Source organism: Mesorhizobium sp. M1342 (assembly GCF_040317955.1).
Taxonomy (GTDB): domain Bacteria; phylum Pseudomonadota; class Alphaproteobacteria; order Rhizobiales; family Rhizobiaceae; genus Mesorhizobium.
The window spans coordinates 57165-72427 of record NZ_JAMYLI010000030.1 but is presented as its reverse complement, the minus strand read 5'-3'; the positions used below and the strand labels follow the sequence as shown (position 1 = coordinate 72427).

The window sequence follows — 15263 nt, the reverse complement described above, 5'->3', positions numbered from 1 at the left end:
GAAAGGGCTGGCCCCTGTGCAATACAGGAACCAGCCCTTAAACCTACCAACTCAATGAACCGTCCAACTTTATGGGGTCAGTTCACCGTCGCGGGACCTTTTTCATGACCTACGTCCTCTATGCCGCCGCCGCTCTGGCCGAGATCGCCGGCTGCTTTTCGTTCTGGGCCTGGTGGCGGCTGGATAAGTCGCCGCTTTGGCTTCTTCCCGGCCTCGGCTCGCTTGCCCTGTTCGGCCTCCTGCTGGCGCTGGTCGACACGTCAGCCGCCGGCCGCGCCTACGCCGCCTATGGCGGCATCTACATTGCGACATCGCTTGGCTGGCTGTGGCTGGTGGAGGACGTGCGCCCCGACCGCTGGGATTTTGCCGGCGCGGCGCTCTGCATTGCCGGCGCTTCCGTGATCCTTCTCGTCCCGCGGGGCGCGTGAGATGGAGTTGCCGGCATCCCTTCGCCAAGGTGTCGAGCGCTTGCTCGAGAACGTTCCGCTGGCGGTACTCAAACAAGCGGCAAAAACGCTGTCCGACCGTTATCGTGCCGAATTGCGCGACGGCCGTCTGCACATGGCCGAGGATCTGGCGGTGAAAGCCTATCTGGCGACGCGGCTGCCGGCGACCTATGCCGCGATCCGCACCAGTCTCGATGCGCTGAGCGATGCCAAGCCCGCCTTCCAACCCAAGAGCCTGCTCGATGTCGGCGCAGGTCCTGGTACTGCGCTTTGGGCCACGACTGAGCTGTGGCCCGATCTCGAACAGGCTGTGTTGTTCGAAGCCAGTGCGGCGGTACGCAAGGTCGGCGAGACACTTGCCGCCGGTGCGATTGCCGCCCAGACGAGGTGGCTGGCGGGTGATGCCACCATCGACCTTGCCGACCTCAAGTCGGCCGATCTGGTCACTTGCGCCTATGTGCTCGATGAAATCGCTCCCGCATCACTGCCGAAGCTCATCGACCGCCTCTGGCAACTCACCGCCGGCACGCTGCTTGTGGTCGAGCCGGGCACCCCTGCCGGCTGGCAGCGCATCCTTGCCGTGCGCCGGCAGCTGATCGAGGCGGGCGCGCATGTGCTAGCGCCTTGCGCGCATCAGGCGCCCTGCCCGCTGATCCAGCCCGACTGGTGCCATTTTTCCCGCCGCGTCGCCCGCTCGCGCCTGCATCGGCTGGCCAAGGATGCCGACGTGCCGTGGGAAGACGAGAAGTTCATCTATGTCGCGGCTTCCCGAGAACGGCCCACTTCGCACCAGGCGCGGGTTCTTGCGCCGCCGAAATCCGGCTCCGGCAAGGTTCTGCTCAAGCTTTGCCAGGACGACGGTACCGCCGCCGAGCGCTTGTTCACCAAGCGCGACGGCGCCGACTTCAAGCTCGCCCGGCGGCTGGACTGGGGCGACAGGCTGGGTTCCGAATAGGCGGCAGTGGCGTTTCGAACCGCTCCGAAGAAAAATTCGGAGCGATGTCGAATCCAGGCCGTGCCGTTCGACCATTGGCGTTCTCGGATCTTTCGAGACGCCAAGAGTGTCAAACGGCATCAGCCAACAGGAGAGACGCAATGAGCTATATCGCAGGATTTGTCGCCGCGGTGCCCGCCGCCAACAAGGAAGCCTATCGCAAGCATGTCGCCAAGGCGGCATCGGTGCTGAAGGAGTTCGGCACCACCCGGATGGTCGAGGGATGGGGCGACGACGTGCCCGGCGGCAAGATCACCGACTTCAAGGGAGCCGTGAAGGCAAAGCCGGATGAGGTCATCACCTTTTCGTGGCACGAATACGCGGACAAGGCGGCGGCGGACGCTGCCTATCAGACGATGATGAGCGACCCGCGCATGGCGGAGATCGGCGCGTCCATGCCCTTTGACGGCAAGCACATGATCATCGGCGGTTTCACGCCGTTCATCGACCTGAACACGACCGGCAAGACCGGCTATATCGATGGCTCGCTGGTGCCGGTGCCGGCCGCCAACAAGCAAGCCTACCTTGCCGTGGCGGCGAAGCAGGCCGCGGTGATCAAGGAACATGGCGCAACCCGCGTCGTCGAGGCGTGGGGCGACGATGTTCCCGACGGCGAGATCACCGATTACCGCAGCGCCGTGAAAGCGACGGGCGATGAGGTTGTCGTCTATGCCTGGGTCGAATGGCCGTCGAAGCAGGTGCGTGACGACGCCTGGAAGAAGGTGATTGCCGATCCGCGCATGTATGCCGACACCATGCCCTACGACAACCAGCGCCGGGTCCATGGCGGCTTCGCACCGATCCTCGACGCCTGATCCCAAGAACCCTAGACAATCCTGGAAAAGGAAACCCACCATGCGTTATGCCTGTCTCATCTACTACCACCCCAAGACGCTGTTCGGCGGCAGCCCGCAAGCCAACGCCGTGCTGGCCGAATGCGCCGGATATGACGAGGTGCTCAGGGCCAGCGGCCACTTCGTAACCGCCGAGGCCCTGGTGTTGCCGGAAGAGGCGATGACCGTGCAGGTCCGCGACGGCAAGATGTCTTCGGTCGACGGCCCGTTCATGGAGACCAAGGAGATCCTGGGCGGCATCATCGTCATCGAAGCCCGTGACCTCAATGAAGCGGTGCGGGTGGCGAGCGGCCATCCGCTGGCAACGATCGGCTTTATCGAAGTCCGTCCGGTCGTCGACTTCAGCCAGCCGCCGCCGGTCCTGTGAGCACCGCCGGCCCGCGCGACGCCCTGGAGGCGGCCTACCGCACCCAGGCGCGGCGCGTGCTGGCGACCTTGATCCGCCTGCTCGGCGGTTTCGACGCGGCGGAGGAGGCCTTGCACGAGGCCTTCACCGCTGCCGCCGAGCAATGGCCGCGCCAGGGTGTGCCGGCCAATCCCTATTCCTGGCTGGTCTCGGCCGGCCGCTTCAGGACCATCGACCGCTGGCGCCGGGAAGCGCGGCTGGCCGGGGCTCTGCCCGAGCTCACGGCTCTGGCCGAGCCGACACCGGAGCCGGCCATGCCGGAAGACATCCAGGACGATGAATTGCGGCTCATCTTCGTCTGCTGCCATCCGGCGCTGGCGCCGGATGCACGCATCGCCCTGACCCTGCGCGAAGTGGGTGGTTTGACCACCGAAGAGATCGCCCGCGCCTATCTGACGCCGGCACCGACCATTGCGCAACGCATCGTGCGGGCCAAGGCGAAGATCCGCGACGAGGCCATCCCTTACGAAGTGCCGGGCCGCGACGACCTGCCGGCGCGTCTCGAGAGTGCGCTGCAGGTGATCTACCTGATCTTCAATGAGGGTTACGCGGCAACCGAGGGGCCGAACCTGACGCGGGCCGATCTGTGCGCCGAGGCGATCCGGATCGGCCGGCTGATGGTCGAACTGCTCGACCAGCCGGAGGCGCAAGGGCTGCTGGCCCTGATGCTGCTGCACGAGGCGCGGCGCGCGACGCGGGTCGACGCCAGCGGCGACCTTGTCCTGCTAGAGGATCAGGACCGCACGCTGTGGGACCGTGCGTTGATCGCCGAGGCCGACGGCCTGATCGGTCGGGCGATCGCCTCGCGCCGCATCGGACCGTATATCCTGCAGGCGGCCATTGCTTCCGTCCACGCCGAGGCGGCCGGCACGGCGGAGACCGACTGGGTACAGATCGTCGCGCTTTACGATGTACTCGGCCGCGTCGACCCCTCGCCGGTCGTGGCACTCAACCGCGCCGCGGCCATAGGCATGCGCGACGGCCCGCAGGCCGGACTGGCGGCAGTCGAGGCGGTCATGGGACAAGGCGGGCTGGACGGCTACCATCTGGCGCACGCGGCGCGAGCAGACATGCAGCGCAGGCTTGGCTTGACCGAAGCGGCAAGGACCTCCTACCGGCGGGCGATCGAGTTGACCCGGCAACCGGCGGAACGCCGGTTCATCGAGGGGCGACTCGGTCAGCTTTGAGCGGGATGGCTGCACAGGGCACCATTCTTGTTTTCCCGTTTTGTTCTCCCTGTAGATGCGCTACAATCGTTCTTTCGATTCGAGTCAATTGTGATTCTTTCCACCGAAAAAACTCGGCTGTGAATCGCGGGTATCAAAGCTGATTGGACAGGCACTGGTGCAGATAAGTCAGCATGGACTTGTCACGTTCTGATATCGAGAAGCCGGGATCGAAATCGGGGACATCATGGCAGAAGCAGCGCGAAAATTCGGCGTGGCGGAAACACCGCTTTATCGTGAAGCGCCCAACAACATCGAGGCCGAGCAGGCGCTGCTCGGCGCCATCCTCGTCAACAACGACGCCTTCTATCGCGTCTCGGACTTCCTCAAGGCCAGCCATTTCTACGAACCGCTGCACCGCAAGATCTTCGAGGTGGCGTCCGAGTTCATCCGGATGGGCAAGGTGGCGACGCCGATCACGCTGAAAACCTTCCTGCCGGCCGACGAGAAAGTCGGCGACATGACGATGGCGCAATATGTCGTACGGCTGGCGGTCGAGGCCGTCACCGTCGTCAACGCCACCGACTATGGCCGCGCCATCTATGACCTTGCGACACGCCGCGCTCTGATTACCGTTGGCGAGGACATGGTCAACATCGCCTATGACGCGCCGGTCGACATGGCGCCCGGCGAACAGATCGAGGATGCCGAACGCCGCCTGTTCGAGCTGGCCGAAAACGGCCGCTACGATGGCGGCTTCGAGAGTTTTTCCGATGCGTTGAAGAACGCCGTCGACATGGCCAGCGCGGCCTATATGCGCGATGGCCACCTGTCCGGCATTGCCACCGGCCTGCGCGATCTTGATCACCGCATGGGCGGCCTGCAGCCTTCGGATTTGATCATCATCGCCGGCCGCCCAGGCATGGGCAAGACGTCGCTGGCCACCAACATCGCCTATAACATCGCTGCCGCCTATGAGCCTGCCCAGCAGGCCGACGGTTCGGTCAAGGCGGCCAATGGCGGCGTCGTTGGCTTCTTCTCGCTTGAAATGTCGTCGGAGCAGCTGGCCACCCGCATCATCTCCGAGCAGACCGAGATTCCATCGTCGAAAATCCGGCGCGGCGATTTGACGGAAGCCGATTTCGGCAAGCTTGTCGCCTACACGCAGGAGAACCACAAGCGCCCGCTCTACATCGACCAGACGGGTGGTATCTCGATCGCCCAGCTCGCGGCGCGCGCCCGCCGCCTCAAGCGGCAGCGCGGGCTGGACCTGATGGTCATCGACTATATCCAGCTGATGCAGGGTTCATCCGCCAAGGCGTCGCAGAACCGCGTCCAGGAAATCACCGAGATCACCACCGGACTGAAGGCACTCGGCAAAGAGTTGGGCGTGCCGATCATCGCCCTCTCACAGCTCTCGCGTCAGGTCGAAAGCCGCGACGACAAGCATCCGCAGCTGTCCGATCTGCGCGAATCGGGCTCGATCGAGCAGGACGCCGACGTCGTGCTGTTCGTGTACCGTGAGGAATATTACATCAAGAACAAGGAACCGGAGAAAGGCACGCCCGAGCACCTCGCCTGGGAAACGAAGATGATCGAGGTCCAGGGCAAGGCCGAAGTGATCATCGCCAAGCAGCGCCATGGCCCGACCGGCACCGTCAGCCTTGCCTTCCAGGGCGAGTTCACCCGCTTCTCCGACCTCGCCGAGGAGCATCATCTGCCGGAAAGGTTCGAGTAGCTTTTTGACCTACCGTCGCGCTCTGTCACACCCCCCTCTGTCCTGCCGGACATCTCCCCCGCAAGGGGGGAGATTGGATGTCGTTACCGATTTCGCCAATCGCCGACGTGGCAGAGATGGTGCTGTAGTCAAAACTGCCAATCTCCCCCCTTGCGGGGGAGATGTCCGGCAGGACAGAGGGGGGTGTGAAGGAACGCCCCGCTTTCCCAATTTTCAGCCTGCGGCGACGTAATGGCAAAGTCACGCGTCCAATTCATCTGCCAGAGTTGCGGATCGGTGCATCAGCGCTGGGCCGGCAAATGCGATGCCTGTGGCGAGTGGAACACGCTGGTCGAGGAAGGCACGTCCGGCGGCATCGGCTCGGGACCAGCCAACACGCGCAATGCCCGCAAGGGCCGCGCGGTGGTGCTGACCACGCTGTCCGGCGATATCGAGGACGCGCCGCGCATCATCTCGGGCATTGGCGAACTCGACCGCGCCACCGGCGGCGGTTTCGTGCGCGGCTCGGCGTTGCTGGTCGGCGGCGACCCCGGCATCGGCAAGTCGACGCTGCTCACCCAGGCGGCCGCGGCGCTGGCATCAAAAGGCCATCGCATCGTCTATGTTTCCGGCGAAGAGGCGGTCGCGCAGATCAGGCTGCGGGCGCAGCGGCTTGGCGTCGCCTCTTCTCCGGTGGAACTTGCCGCCGAGACCAATGTCGAGGACATCCTGGCGACGATCGCCGACGGCAAGCGGCCTGATCTCGTCATCCTGGATTCGATCCAGACGCTGTGGACCGACCTTGCCGATTCGGCGCCTGGGACCGTCACACAGGTGCGCGCCGCCGCCCAGGCGATGATCCGTTATGCGAAATCCACAGGGGCGGCGATCGTGCTGGTCGGCCATGTCACCAAGGAAGGCCAGATCGCCGGGCCGCGCGTCGTCGAGCACATGGTCGACGCCGTGCTCTACTTCGAAGGCGAAGGCGGCCATCACTATCGCATCCTGCGCACGGTGAAGAACCGTTTTGGACCGACCGACGAGATCGGCGTCTTCGAAATGTCGGACAAGGGCCTGCGCGAGGTCGCCAATCCGTCCGAGCTTTTCCTTGGCGAACGCCATGCCAAATCGCCGGGGGCGGCGGTTTTCGCCGGCATGGAGGGGACAAGGCCGGTGCTGGTCGAGATCCAGGCACTGGTCGCACCCTCCTCGCTCGGCACGCCGCGCCGCGCCGTCGTCGGCTGGGACGGCGCCCGGCTGTCGATGATCCTGGCGGTTCTCGAAGCCCATTGCGGCGTGCGCTTCGGCACTCACGATGTCTATCTCAATGTCGCCGGAGGCTACCGGATTTCGGAGCCCGCGGCCGATCTGGCAGTGGCGGCCGCCCTGGTTTCCTCGCTCACCGGTCTTGCCCTTCCCGCCGATTGCGTCTATTTCGGCGAAATCAGCCTTTCGGGCGCCGTGAGGCCGGTTGCGCATGCGCAACAGCGCCTCAAGGAAGCCGAAAAGCTGGGTTTTGGAAGCGCGGTTCTGCCCTCGGGCAGCGGGGAACTGGCCGGGGGGATCGGGGCCGGTTCTTTCCAGCCGACCGAGCTTGCCGACCTCGTGGCACGCATAGCCGGCTCACGCCGAAGCCGCGTGGACGAAGAAGATTAGAGCATCGGACCCAGAACCCGATGCTCCGCGCTATAATGCGGCTCATGGAGTGGGGCGAAAGACATGCCGATTACGCTGCTTGACGGAATTCTCGTCGGCTTCACTCTGGTCTCGGCGATGCTCGCCATGGTTCGCGGCTTCTCGCGCGAAGTCCTGTCCGTCGTCTCCTGGGCAGCGGCGGCAGCGGCGGCGTTCTTCTTCTACAAGCCGGTTGTGCCTTACCTCGCGCCCTACATCGAGAATGAAAAGGTCGCCATGGCGGCGGCCGCCGGCGTGGTTTTCATCATCGCGTTGATCGTCGTCTCGGTCATCACCATGAAGCTAGCCGACTGGATCATCGATTCCAGGATCGGCGCACTCGATCGTACGCTCGGTTTCCTTTACGGCGCCGCGCGCGGCATCCTGGTCGTTGCCGTCGCCCTGCTGTTCTTCAACTGGCTGGCCGGTGCCAAGGCACCAGCCTGGGTCACGGAGGCCAAGTCGCGGCCGCTGCTCGAACAGATCGGCGCCAAGCTCGAAAGCCTGCTGCCCGAGGATCCGGAAAACGCGATCCTCAAGAAGCTCAATCCGAATCAGCCGGCCGCCGAGACACCAGCTGCTCCGGACGCACCGGCGGCGGATGCTCCGGCGGGCGGCGACGATGCCAACACGCCGGCGCCTGACGACAATGACGCAACACCACCGGCCAACAACGCTCCGGCACCGACGGCACCGGCAAACTGACGCCGAAAACGACGTCAGGATCTGACGATGGTGTGAACGACCGCACGGCCCGCGTTGCTTTCGGCGCGAACCCGCATTATATGGCGATTTTAGCGGAGCTTAAGATGGCAGACGCAGACGACGTGCTTTCCGCCGAGGCCGACGACCATTTCCACGACGAATGCGGTGTGTTCGGCATTTTCGGCCGGCAGGACGCGGCAGCCATCGTCACACTGGGCCTGCATGCGCTGCAGCATCGTGGCCAGGAAGCGGCAGGCATCGTTTCTTATGACGGCAGCCAGTTCCATGTCGAACGCCATGTCGGCCTGATCGGCGACACCTTCACCAAGCAGCGCGTCATCGACAGCCTGCAAGGCAACCGCGCCATTGGCCATACCCGCTACGCCACGACTGGCGGCGCCGGCATGCGCAACATCCAGCCCTTTTTCGCAGAATTGGCCGATGGCGGCTTCGCCGTCGCCCACAACGGCAATCTGACCAACGCCATGACCGTGCAGCGCGCGCTGCAGAAGCAAGGCGCGATCTTCTCCTCCACCTCCGATACCGAGACGCTTTTGCACCTTGTCGCCACCAGCAAGGAGCGCGATTTGAACTCGCGTTTCATCGATGCGGTGCGGCAGGTCGAGGGCGCCTTCTCGCTGGTGGCGATGACGGCCAAGAAGATGATCGGCTGCCGCGATCCGCTCGGCATCCGGCCGCTGGTGCTCGGCGATCTCGACGGCGCCTGGATCCTGGCCTCCGAAACCTGCGCGCTCGACATCATCGGCGCTCGTTTCGTTCGCGACCTGAAGCCCGGCGAGATGGTCGTCGTCACGTCCAAGGGTATTGAAAGCCTGTTCCCCTTCGAACCGCAGAAGACCCGCTTCTGCATCTTCGAATATGTCTATTTCGCGCGGCCGGATTCCTCGGTCGAAGGCCGTAACGTCTATGAGGTGCGCAAGCGCATCGGCGCCGAGCTGGCGGTTGAAAGCCCGGTCGAGGCGGACATCGTCGTGCCGGTGCCGGATTCGGGCACGCCGGCGGCGATCGGCTTCAGCCAGGCCGCAGGCATTCCCTTCGAGCTCGGCATCATCCGCAATCATTATGTCGGCCGCACCTTTATCCAGCCGGGCGATTCGATCCGCCACATGGGCGTCAAGCTGAAGCACAATGCCAACCGCCGCATGATCGAGGGCAAGCGCGTGGTGCTGGTCGACGACAGTATCGTGCGCGGCACCACCAGCCAGAAGATCGTGCAGATGGTGCGCGACGCCGGCGCCAAGGAGGTGCATATGCGCATCGCCTCACCGCCGACACGCGCCTCCTGCTTCTACGGTGTCGACACGCCGGAGAAATCGAAGCTCCTGGCATCGCGCATGTCAATCGAGGAGATGGCCGAGTTCATTCGCGTCGATTCGCTCGGCTTCCTCACCATTGACGGGCTCTACCGCGCCGTCGGCGAAGCCAGCCGCGACAACGACCAGCCGCAATTCTGCGATGCCTGCTTCACCGGCCAGTATCCAACCCGCCTGCTCGACTTCGAAGGCCACGACAATGTGCGCACGCTGTCGCTGCTGGCGACGAGCGGGACGTAGGCCGGACCGTCATCAGCGTTAGTCAAATTCCCGGAATCCATCGCATGACCCTCGACCTTACCGGCCGCGTTGCGGTCGTCACCGGCGCCTCGCGCGGTATCGGCTATTTCATGGCCAAGGAATTGGCTGCCGCCGGCGCGCATGTCATTGCGGTGGCGCGCACTGTCGGCGGACTGGAAGAGCTCGACGACCAGATCAAGACGGCCGGCGGCCAGGCGACACTGGTGCCGCTCGACCTCGCCGACATGGCCGGCATCGACCGCCTGGGCGGCGCCATCCACGAACGCTGGGGCAAGCTCGACATTCTCGTCGCCAATGCCGGCGTTCTCGGCGTCATTTCGCCGATCGGTCATGTCGAAGCAAAAACCTTCGAGAAGGTGATGACCATCAACGTCACCTCGACCTGGCGGCTGATCCGCTCGGTCGACCCTCTGCTGCGGCTCTCCGATGCTGGACGAGCGATCATCCTATCTTCCAACGCAGCGCACTCGGCGCGTGCCTTCTGGGCGCCCTACGCGGCGTCCAAGGCCGCGGTGGAGACGATGATGCGCTCCTGGGCGCATGAGACGCAGAGCCTGCCGCTCCGGGTCAACGCCGCCGACCCCGGCGCCACCCGCACCGCCATGCGTGCCCAGGCAGTGCCGGGCGAGGATCCCGAGACGTTGCCGCACCCCGCCGAGATCGCCAAACGCATCGTGCCGCTGGCCAGCCCGGAGCTGAAAGAGACCGGATTGATCTTCCAAGCCAAGCACAATCGCTTCGTCGCCTATCGCCAGCCGGAATAAAACTAGAGCCTTTTTGACGCATGTCGGTTTCCCAAAAACCGCTGCACACTTTTAGGCGACATGCGTAGGGATTAAACAGGCCTCCGGCAACGTTTCTTCTGATGTAACCCGTCGAAGACCAACCGGAGGACCGACATGCGTAGACTGCTTCTCGCCACCGCCGCCACCCTGATCGCAGCCGCGGGCGCCGCTTACTCGCAAGATGCCAAGATGAGCTTCTTCGTTACCAGTGTCGGTTCCGGCAAGGGTGCCGACCTCGGCGGCCTCAAAGGCGCCGACGCGCATTGCGCGTCGCTGGCGGAAGCCGCTGGCGTCACCGGCAAAAGTTGGGCCGCCTATCTGTCGACCAGCGACACCGACGCCCGCGACCGCATCGGCAAGGGGCCATGGGTAAACGCAAAGGGCATCAAGATCGCCGACGATGTCGCCTCGTTGCACAGCGATGCCAACGGCATCACCAAGCAGACAGCGCTCAACGAGAAAGGCGAAGCGGTCAACGGCCGCGGCGACACGCCCAACCGCCACGACGTGCTGACCGGCTCCAAGCCCGACGGCACCAAGATCGCCGACCAGACCTGCGGCGACTGGACGATGAGCGGGGCGGAAGGCGCCGCTATGATGGGCCATCATGACCGCGCCGGCCTCGACGATTCGGCAGCGGCCAAATCCTGGAATTCCTCGCACGCTTCGCGCGGCGGCTGCAGCCAGGAGGCGCTCAAGGGCACCGGGGGCGACGGCTTGTTCTATTGTTTTGCCACCAACTGAGCCGATTGGGCTTCGAAATTTGGGCTGGAACCCATCGTCCCATCACGCGGCTGTGATGTGACGATGGAAGGCTGCGCCGCCGTCATGCTTTCGTCATTTCCGTGGAGTTGGTAAGGATCACAGCGACTCCCACAACAAGCGCCCACTGGCAGAATGAGGAAATCCCCATGGCTACGACCGCAGCAGCGTTGGTCTGGTATCTGGTAATCGCCGGCCCGCAAGGCGGCATGGTCGTGCTGCCCAGCACCTTCGACAAACGCGAACAGTGCACCGCCGCCATCACCGAATATCAGAAGCAGCCGACACCGGCCGGCTGGTCGGTGCAATGCGTGCCGAGCGCCTCGCCCTTCACTGACGAGGGCGACGCCGAAGAACCGTCAGCGCAGTAAGCGTCAGCGGCGCGCGCTCACCGTCAGCTCCGGCTTCTGGCTGATGGTCTGGAATACCACGCAATAACGCTCGGTCAGCTTCAGCAGCGAGTCTATCCGCTCCTGCGGCTCATCGGTGTCGAGGTTGAAATTGAGCCGGATGGCGCGAAAGCCGACCGGCGCATCCTTGGCGACACCGAGCGTGCCGCGAAAATCGAGATCGCCTTCGGCTTCCACCGTGGCAGCGCCGAGCTTGAACTCGAGCGCCGTCGCCACCGCCTTCAGCGTCACCCCGGCGCAAGCCACCAAGGCCTCCAGCAGCATGTCGCCCGAGCAGAGCTCAAGCCCTGAGCCGCCTGTTGCCGGATGCAGTCCGGCGATGGCGAGCGCCCTGCCCGTCTCCACCTTGCAGGCAACCGACTGGTCGTCGATCGAGCCCTTGGCGCGAAGCGTGATCAGGGCCTGCGAAGCATCGTCACGATAGGCCTGCTTCAGCGGCGCCTGCATGGCCTTCAGTTCGGTCGCATCCATCCGCTTTCCCCTTTCGTCGACTGCTTGCGTCACCGGCATACGCCGTCCGGTCGAGATTTGCGCCGATCACCGTGGGAAGGCAATGCCGTTCCGCAACAGGAGACAGCCGCCAACACCGATATCCCAAATGGGACATTGACGGACAAGGTCCCAAAACGTCTGATCCGGGCAAGTCATCACTCCATTTCCCGGCGGTCCCCAGATGCCCCGTACCCTCTCGACAAGGCCGAAACAGGATGGGTTTCGCGCGCCCGGCGAATTCGAACCCAAATCAGGCTGCTGGATGATCTGGCCGGAGCGACCGGACACCTGGCGCCTCGGCGCCAAGCCCGCGCAAAAGCTGTTCGCGGATGTCGCCGGGGCGATCGCGCAAAGCGAGCCGGTGACGGTGGCGGCCTCTGCTCGCCAGTGGCAGAATGCCCGAGCGCGATTGCCCGGCCATGTGCGCGTCGTGGAAATGTCCACCAACGATTCCTGGCTGCGCGACAGCGGCCCCAATTTCGTCGTCAACGATCAAGGCGACGTGCGTGGCGTCGATTGGATCTTCAACGCATATGGCGGTTTTGACGGCGGCCTCTACGCGCCATGGGACCTCGATGATCTGGCCGCGCAAAAAGTGCTCGAAATCGAGAACATGGATCGCTACCGCGCACCTCTGATCGCCGAGGGCGGCGGGTTGCAATGTGATGGCCAGGGCACCCTCATCACGACGGAGCAATGCCTGCTCAACCGAAATCGCAACGCTCATCTCGGCAAGGCCGAGGTGGAACGCCAGCTTGGCGACTATCTCAGTGTCGGCACCGTCATCTGGCTGCCACGTGGCCTCGCTTTCGACGAGACCGACGGTCATGTCGACGACGTCTGCTGTTTCGTGCGCCCCGAGGTCGTCGTGCTGAGCTGGACCGACAATCGGGAGGATCCGCAATACGAGATTGTGCGAGAAGCCGAAGAGGTGTTGCGTTCGGCCCGCGACGCGCGCGGCCGCGCGCTGGAAGTTCACCGGCTGCCCCACCCCTTGCCGATCGAGATGACGCCGGAAGAAAGCGACAGCGTGGACCGGCTGGATTCGACCTGGGCGCGACCGGCCGGAAACCGGATCGCGGCGAGCTACATCAACTACTATCCGGGCAACAGCGTCGTGGTGGTACCGCAGTTCGGCTGCGATCTCGATGTGAAGGCCAAGCAGACGCTGGCCGAGTTGTTTCCCGATCACCGAATAGTCGGTATCGAAAACTCGCGCGAGATCCTGCTAGGCGGCGGCAATGTCGCCTGCATCACCTTGCCGGTCTATGCCCCGCAACGGCGTTGAAGGACGGGGCATGCCCAAAACAGATAGCGAAAACGGAGGACATTTATGCGCGCTCTGATCTTCTCAACCCTGCTTGCCTGCGGCATCTGCGCAAATGCGGCTTCGGCTGACGAGGAAAAGATCGTCAACGTCTACAACTGGTCCGACTACATCGCGCCGGATACGGCCGAGAAATTCGAGAAGGAGACGGGCATCAAGGTTCGCTACGATGTCTATGACGGCAACGAGGTGCTTGAAACCAAGCTGCTCACCGGCGGCTCGGGATATGACGTGGTCTACCCCTCAGCCTATCCGTTCCTTAAGAACCAGGTGAAGGCGGGGGCGTTCCTGGACCTCGACACATCGAAGCTTGCCAACCATTCGAAGGTCGATCCGCAGGCCCTGGCGCTGATCGCGGGCGCCGACCCACAGAACCTGCATGCCGTGCCCTATATGGCCGTCACCGACGGTATTGGCTACAACGTCGCCGCGGTGAAGCAGAGGCTGCCGGACGCGCCGACGGATTCCTTCGCCATGGTCTTCGACGTCGATGTGGTCAAGAAGCTCTCCGACTGTGGCGTGGCTATCATCGATGCGCCGGCGGAAGTCATCCCGATGGCAATGAACTATCTTCACATCGACCCCAGATCGACCAGTCCCGACGACCTCGCCAAGGTCGAGGACCTGCTGGGCAAGGTGCGGCCCTACATCCGCTATTTCCATTCGTCCAAATACATCAACGACCTCGCCAACGGCGACATCTGCGTGGTGTTGGGCTGGTCGGGCGACATACTCCAGGCAAGGACCCGTGCGGCGGAATCCGTGAAGAAGCTGGAGATCGCCTATTCCATTCCCAGGGAAGGCACGCTCATCAACTTCGATACGATGGCGGTGCCGAAAGATGCGCCGCATCCCGACAACGCCCAGGCCTGGATCGACTTCAATCTGCGGCCCGATATCGCCGCGGCCAATTCCAGCTATGTCTCCTACGCCAATGCGATACCGGAGTCCCTGCCGCTGATGGACAAGGCCATAGCCAGCGATCCCGGCGTCTTTCCGGCTGATGCCGTAAAGGCCAAGCTGTTCGTGGTCGACAACAACGACCCAAAGTGGCTGCGATCGCAAAACCGCATGTGGACGCGCATCGTGACGGGGCAATAGAGCCGGCGGGAGCCGTCAGGCTCAAGCGACGTCGCGGAGGGTCGCCAGCAGCTCGACCTGGGAGTGCACGCCGAGCTTGCGGTAGATCTGCTTGATGTGGTTGCGGACGGTGCCGGGCGAGACGGCGAGACTTCGCGAGATGGTCTTGGCGTTGCCACCATCGACCAGGTGCCGCGCAATTTCGGCCTCGCGCCTGCTCAGCCGCGAGCGAGCGTCACCGATTGCGGCGCCCTTGTGCCGGAAGCGGCACAGATGAAGCAATCTTTCCAAAATGAGCCTTGTCGCGCTGCTTGCCGCGCAAGCCGTTGCCAGATCCTGCTCGCCAAACGGTTCTGCCCCGTTTCGCCTGAGAAAAGTGACATAGCCAGCGGTCAGCCCGTCGAGATTGAACACGCCGGTGATCTCGTCGAAACTGTCAGAAGGGCCGAAGAATTCGCGATAGTAGGGAGTACGCTGGAAGTCGCCATTGCGGAGTGCCGATAGCGGCAACAGGAAATCCTGCCTTGTGCTGGCGAACCTCTGGAAGAAGGGATCCTGGCGATACAGTCGTGCATCGTAGTCGCGGTTCCAGCGATCGGGGCCGGCATCGTCGATGGTCAGGGATGTTATGTCGCGACGGTAAAAGCCGACATAGGCGCGGTCGGAGCCAAGCAGCCCGCTCGCCGCCGCTGTGAAGCGAGCGGACAGTTCTTCAGGCGTCGCGGCCAGGGCCGCAGCCGCCACACCGCCGCTCCAGTGTCCAAACTGATCGAGGGAAACGTTCGACTGCATTCGGGCCACAGTAGCGCAAGCCGTTGCAAGTTCAAAACAGCCATTTCCTTTGACTTCG

Annotated in this window: 16 protein-coding genes; 14 read left to right on the top strand and 2 right to left on the bottom strand. The window is 63.8% G+C overall.

Features of this window, described 5'->3' with window-relative positions; all coding sequences use genetic code 11:
• Positions 1–104: 104 nt before the first annotated feature.
• The 12 genes from NKH06_RS26350 to NKH06_RS26295 all read left to right on the top strand — a co-directional run bounded on the left by NKH06_RS26350 (position 105) and on the right by NKH06_RS26295 (position 11475).
• Complete coding sequence (locus tag NKH06_RS26350; protein ID WP_128303072.1) at positions 105–428, top strand: YnfA family protein; 324 nt, start codon at positions 105–107, stop codon at positions 426–428.
• A gap of 1 nt (position 429) precedes the next feature.
• Positions 430–1401: a small ribosomal subunit Rsm22 family protein gene (locus NKH06_RS26345; protein WP_352894621.1), complete on the top strand. Its 972-nt coding sequence runs from the start codon at positions 430–432 to the stop codon at positions 1399–1401.
• A 140-nt stretch (positions 1402–1541) separates the two neighbouring features.
• The gene (locus NKH06_RS26340) at positions 1542–2255 is read left to right on the top strand and encodes a DUF1428 domain-containing protein (RefSeq protein ID WP_352550549.1); all 714 of its coding nucleotides are present in this window, start codon (positions 1542–1544) and stop codon (positions 2253–2255) included.
• 40 nt (positions 2256–2295) lie between these two features.
• Positions 2296–2661 carry a YciI family protein gene (locus NKH06_RS26335; protein ID WP_128303068.1) on the top strand — a complete coding sequence of 122 codons (366 nt, stop codon included), beginning with the start codon at positions 2296–2298 and terminating at the stop codon, positions 2659–2661.
• Positions 2658–3887 (top strand): RNA polymerase sigma factor, encoded by a 1230-nt coding sequence (locus NKH06_RS26330; RefSeq protein WP_352894618.1) that lies wholly within the window; start codon positions 2658–2660, stop codon positions 3885–3887. The genes NKH06_RS26335 and NKH06_RS26330 overlap by 4 nt, the downstream gene beginning before the upstream one ends.
• Positions 3888–4113: 226 nt before the next feature.
• Positions 4114–5604: a replicative DNA helicase gene (locus tag NKH06_RS26325; RefSeq protein ID WP_127261333.1), complete on the top strand. Its 1491-nt coding sequence runs from the start codon at positions 4114–4116 to the stop codon at positions 5602–5604.
• A gap of 231 nt (positions 5605–5835) precedes the next feature.
• Complete coding sequence (gene radA, locus NKH06_RS26320) at positions 5836–7239, top strand: DNA repair protein RadA (RefSeq protein WP_023813748.1); 1404 nt, start codon at positions 5836–5838, stop codon at positions 7237–7239.
• Between the two features lie 63 nt (positions 7240–7302).
• Positions 7303–7962, top strand: coding sequence for a CvpA family protein (locus tag NKH06_RS26315; RefSeq protein ID WP_352442167.1), 660 nt, complete (start codon positions 7303–7305; stop codon positions 7960–7962).
• Between the two features lie 104 nt (positions 7963–8066).
• A complete protein-coding gene (gene purF / locus NKH06_RS26310; RefSeq protein ID WP_013532528.1) occupies positions 8067–9536 on the top strand; it encodes an amidophosphoribosyltransferase in 1470 nt (489 codons plus the stop codon).
• A gap of 44 nt (positions 9537–9580) precedes the next feature.
• A complete protein-coding gene (locus tag NKH06_RS26305) occupies positions 9581–10321 on the top strand; it encodes an SDR family NAD(P)-dependent oxidoreductase (RefSeq protein WP_352442166.1) in 741 nt (246 codons plus the stop codon).
• 135 nt (positions 10322–10456) lie between these two features.
• Positions 10457–11086, top strand: coding sequence for a hypothetical protein (locus NKH06_RS26300; RefSeq protein WP_128303064.1), 630 nt, complete (start codon positions 10457–10459; stop codon positions 11084–11086).
• Positions 11087–11253: 167 nt separating this feature from the next.
• Positions 11254–11475, top strand: a complete 222-nt coding sequence (locus tag NKH06_RS26295) for a hypothetical protein (protein ID WP_013532531.1) — start codon at positions 11254–11256, stop codon at positions 11473–11475.
• A gap of 3 nt (positions 11476–11478) precedes the next feature.
• Here the strand turns inward: NKH06_RS26295 and NKH06_RS26290 are convergent, their stop codons facing one another.
• A complete protein-coding gene (locus NKH06_RS26290; RefSeq protein ID WP_128303063.1) occupies positions 11479–11985 on the bottom strand; it encodes an OsmC family protein in 507 nt (168 codons plus the stop codon).
• 202 nt (positions 11986–12187) lie between these two features.
• Here NKH06_RS26290 and aguA point away from each other — a divergent pair, with 202 nt between their 5' ends.
• Positions 12188–13294 (top strand): agmatine deiminase, encoded by a 1107-nt coding sequence (gene aguA / locus NKH06_RS26285; RefSeq protein WP_352442165.1) that lies wholly within the window; start codon positions 12188–12190, stop codon positions 13292–13294.
• Positions 13295–13339: 45 nt separating this feature from the next.
• On the top strand, positions 13340–14434 hold the full coding sequence (locus tag NKH06_RS26280; protein ID WP_352894612.1) for a polyamine ABC transporter substrate-binding protein: 1095 nt from the start codon (positions 13340–13342) through the stop codon (positions 14432–14434).
• A 21-nt stretch (positions 14435–14455) separates the two neighbouring features.
• Here NKH06_RS26280 and NKH06_RS26275 read toward each other — a convergent pair whose 3' ends face one another.
• Entirely contained in the window at positions 14456–15157 is a 702-nt protein-coding gene (locus NKH06_RS26275) for a helix-turn-helix transcriptional regulator (protein WP_245486080.1), read from the bottom strand.
• Positions 15158–15263: the final 106 nt, after the last annotated feature.

Coding starts and splice junctions, on each gene's coding strand:
- NKH06_RS26340 (WP_352550549.1), top strand. CDS start 1,542: ATGAGCTATATCGCAGGATTTGTCGCCGCGGTGCCCGCCGCCAACAAG.
- NKH06_RS26295 (WP_013532531.1), top strand. CDS start 11,254: ATGGCTACGACCGCAGCAGCGTTGGTCTGGTATCTGGTAATCGCCGGC.
- radA (WP_023813748.1), top strand. CDS start 5,836: ATGGCAAAGTCACGCGTCCAATTCATCTGCCAGAGTTGCGGATCGGTG.
- NKH06_RS26345 (WP_352894621.1), top strand. CDS start 430: ATGGAGTTGCCGGCATCCCTTCGCCAAGGTGTCGAGCGCTTGCTCGAG.
- NKH06_RS26315 (WP_352442167.1), top strand. CDS start 7,303: ATGCCGATTACGCTGCTTGACGGAATTCTCGTCGGCTTCACTCTGGTC.
- NKH06_RS26300 (WP_128303064.1), top strand. CDS start 10,457: ATGCGTAGACTGCTTCTCGCCACCGCCGCCACCCTGATCGCAGCCGCG.
- NKH06_RS26350 (WP_128303072.1), top strand. CDS start 105: ATGACCTACGTCCTCTATGCCGCCGCCGCTCTGGCCGAGATCGCCGGC.
- NKH06_RS26280 (WP_352894612.1), top strand. CDS start 13,340: ATGCGCGCTCTGATCTTCTCAACCCTGCTTGCCTGCGGCATCTGCGCA.
- NKH06_RS26290 (WP_128303063.1), bottom strand. CDS start 11,985: ATGGATGCGACCGAACTGAAGGCCATGCAGGCGCCGCTGAAGCAGGCC.
- NKH06_RS26335 (WP_128303068.1), top strand. CDS start 2,296: ATGCGTTATGCCTGTCTCATCTACTACCACCCCAAGACGCTGTTCGGC.
- NKH06_RS26305 (WP_352442166.1), top strand. CDS start 9,581: ATGACCCTCGACCTTACCGGCCGCGTTGCGGTCGTCACCGGCGCCTCG.
- NKH06_RS26325 (WP_127261333.1), top strand. CDS start 4,114: ATGGCAGAAGCAGCGCGAAAATTCGGCGTGGCGGAAACACCGCTTTAT.
- aguA (WP_352442165.1), top strand. CDS start 12,188: ATGCCCCGTACCCTCTCGACAAGGCCGAAACAGGATGGGTTTCGCGCG.
- purF (WP_013532528.1), top strand. CDS start 8,067: ATGGCAGACGCAGACGACGTGCTTTCCGCCGAGGCCGACGACCATTTC.